The organism is Neisseria sp. P0021.S007 (assembly GCF_051956855.1).
The window spans coordinates 1-2,064 of record NZ_JBQCXA010000024.1; the positions used below are offsets into that span (position 1 = coordinate 1).

General features: G+C 52.3%; 1 protein-coding gene and 1 pseudogene. Both read right to left on the minus strand.

Annotation, left to right across the window (positions count from 1 at the left end; all coding sequences use genetic code 11):
- Positions 1 to 258 (minus strand): annotated as a pseudogene (locus ACTHUR_RS10690) (iron ABC transporter substrate-binding protein); the annotation flags it as partial.
- A gap of 115 nt (positions 259 to 373) precedes the next feature.
- A partial coding sequence (locus ACTHUR_RS10695) for a TonB-dependent siderophore receptor (RefSeq protein ID WP_440398564.1) occupies positions 374 to 2,064 on the minus strand: 1,691 nt, incomplete at its 5' end.

Here is a 2,064-nt window from a genome sequence, read left to right on the forward strand (position 1 = left end):
GTTTTTGTCGACGGACAAACCGGTTTTCACGCCCAGTTTGTTTAAAGTATCGAGCATGCCCAAATCGTAAACGGCGATACGCTCCGGATTTTGCGGCACTGTTGCCTCACCGCGCGTGGTTTTCACCGTCAGGCTTGCGCCTTCGGTTTGGGCGGCAGAAGCGGAAGCAGTTTGTGCCTGATTGGAAGCAGAATCTTTTGGTGAACACGCACCCAAAGCGAGGGTGCAGCATACGGCTAAAGCGGTCAAACGTAACATAGAGTTTCTCCGTAGTCGGAAATAAAGTAAATCGAAATGATAACTTGTATCGGATTATAAAGCTAGATGCCGTCTGAAAACTTTTGTTTTCAGACGGCTTTTTCAAGCTGATTGCTTAGAAGCGGTAGTTCACGCCCAAGCGTACATCACGTCCGGTACCTGGTAGGGTATTGGTCCAGCGTTGGCTGTGCGGATAGTAGAACTTGTTAAACACGTTGTTGACTGAAAGATTGACATTGAGCGTGTCTTTGCCCAGTGGTTTCCAGTTGGCGAAGACATCGTTCACACCGAAACCTTGGCGTACAACGTTTTCCAGTTTGCCGTCGCGACCTTTTTGACCTGCCACCAATATCGAACCCACGGCTTTTTGAACATAGCGTCCGCGCCAGCCGATTTCCAGATTCGGATTTTGGAAGCGGTAGGCAAGGGAGGCCGTCCAAGTGCGGCCGGTTTGTGCGCCAAACTCGGGGTTCGCGCTTAACAATTTATCTTTGTGCGTATCGTAAAAACGCGGTTTGCTGTGGCTTACGCCGACTTTGGCAGTCAGGCCGCCTGTACGGTAGGACGCGCCCAATTCGTAACCGTGGTTTTTGACGTAGCCGGCGTTGACGGCTTCACGGATGGCGACAGAGTCGTGGCGGTTTTGCGGATTGGCAAGCGCGTCTTTGATGGTCTGCCAGAAGTAGCTGCCGTTTGCGGCAAACGTGCCGTCGTTGTAGTTGAAGCCGATTTCGGTATTGCGCGCGCGTTCAGCTTTAGTGCCGTCGGCAATCGAGATGATGCCGCGTTTGCCGTGGGTTTGCAGCGCGTCATACAGGCGCGGGCTGCGGCTGGCGTAGTTGTGGCTTACGCTGAAGCTCAAGTTTTCGACAGGTTGGTAAATTACGCCCAGACTCGGGTTGACTTTGCCGTCTGAAACCGATTTGCCGTCATGGGTTTTGATATCGAAATGGTCGTAACGCAGACCGCCGGTCAGGGTAACATCGCCGATATCTTGGATGGCTTCGACATACACGCCGTAATCGGTTTTGGTCGGGTTGGTCAGGCTGTATCCGCGTACCAGACTTTGCAGGGCGGCATTGGTGCTGGTGTATTGCGAATTCAGGAAGGTATGAGGTTTGATTTCCTGATGGCGGTAGTTGACACCGTATTTCAACAGGGTTTTTTCGGCAAGGCGGCTGTCGAAGTTGATATTTGCACCTTTGGTGGTGATTTTGGTTGTGGTCGGACCTGCCACATTGCCTGCGTAACCGCTGCCGCTGTCATCGGCGGAATAGCGTTCGTTTTCCAACACATAGGCGTTGGCGTTCAGTTTTTCGACAAAGCCCAGGTTTTTACCCGTGTACTCCAAGTTGGTGTTGGATTGGGTAGTTTCACGGTATGAGGGTTTCTGCCTGTCTTTTGCAGGGTTGGACTCGAAGATTGTAAACTCTTCACGCACAGTACGGATGCCCCGGTGCTGGTCTTTCATGTGGCTCAACACGATGCGGTGGTCGCCGTCGCCGAAGGTTGTTCCGATTTTGGCCAGGTAGCTGCGTTTGTCCAGTGCGCTGTAAGGTACGGTTTTGCCGCCGTTGGGACTTTTGTAGCCTTTACCTGCTTCGTAATCTTTTTCATCGTTGCGGTTGTAAGAGAATAAGCCGTCGAAGTTGCCGGCTTTTCCGAACACGCTGGCGCCGTAGTTTACGCCGTCATTGCTGGCATAGCCGCTGCTGAGGCGCACGCCCCAGTTTTTGTCCAAACCTTTTAGCAAGTCTTCGGCATCGACTGTTTTAGTAATAATCGCGCCGTTGGTCGCACCAATAC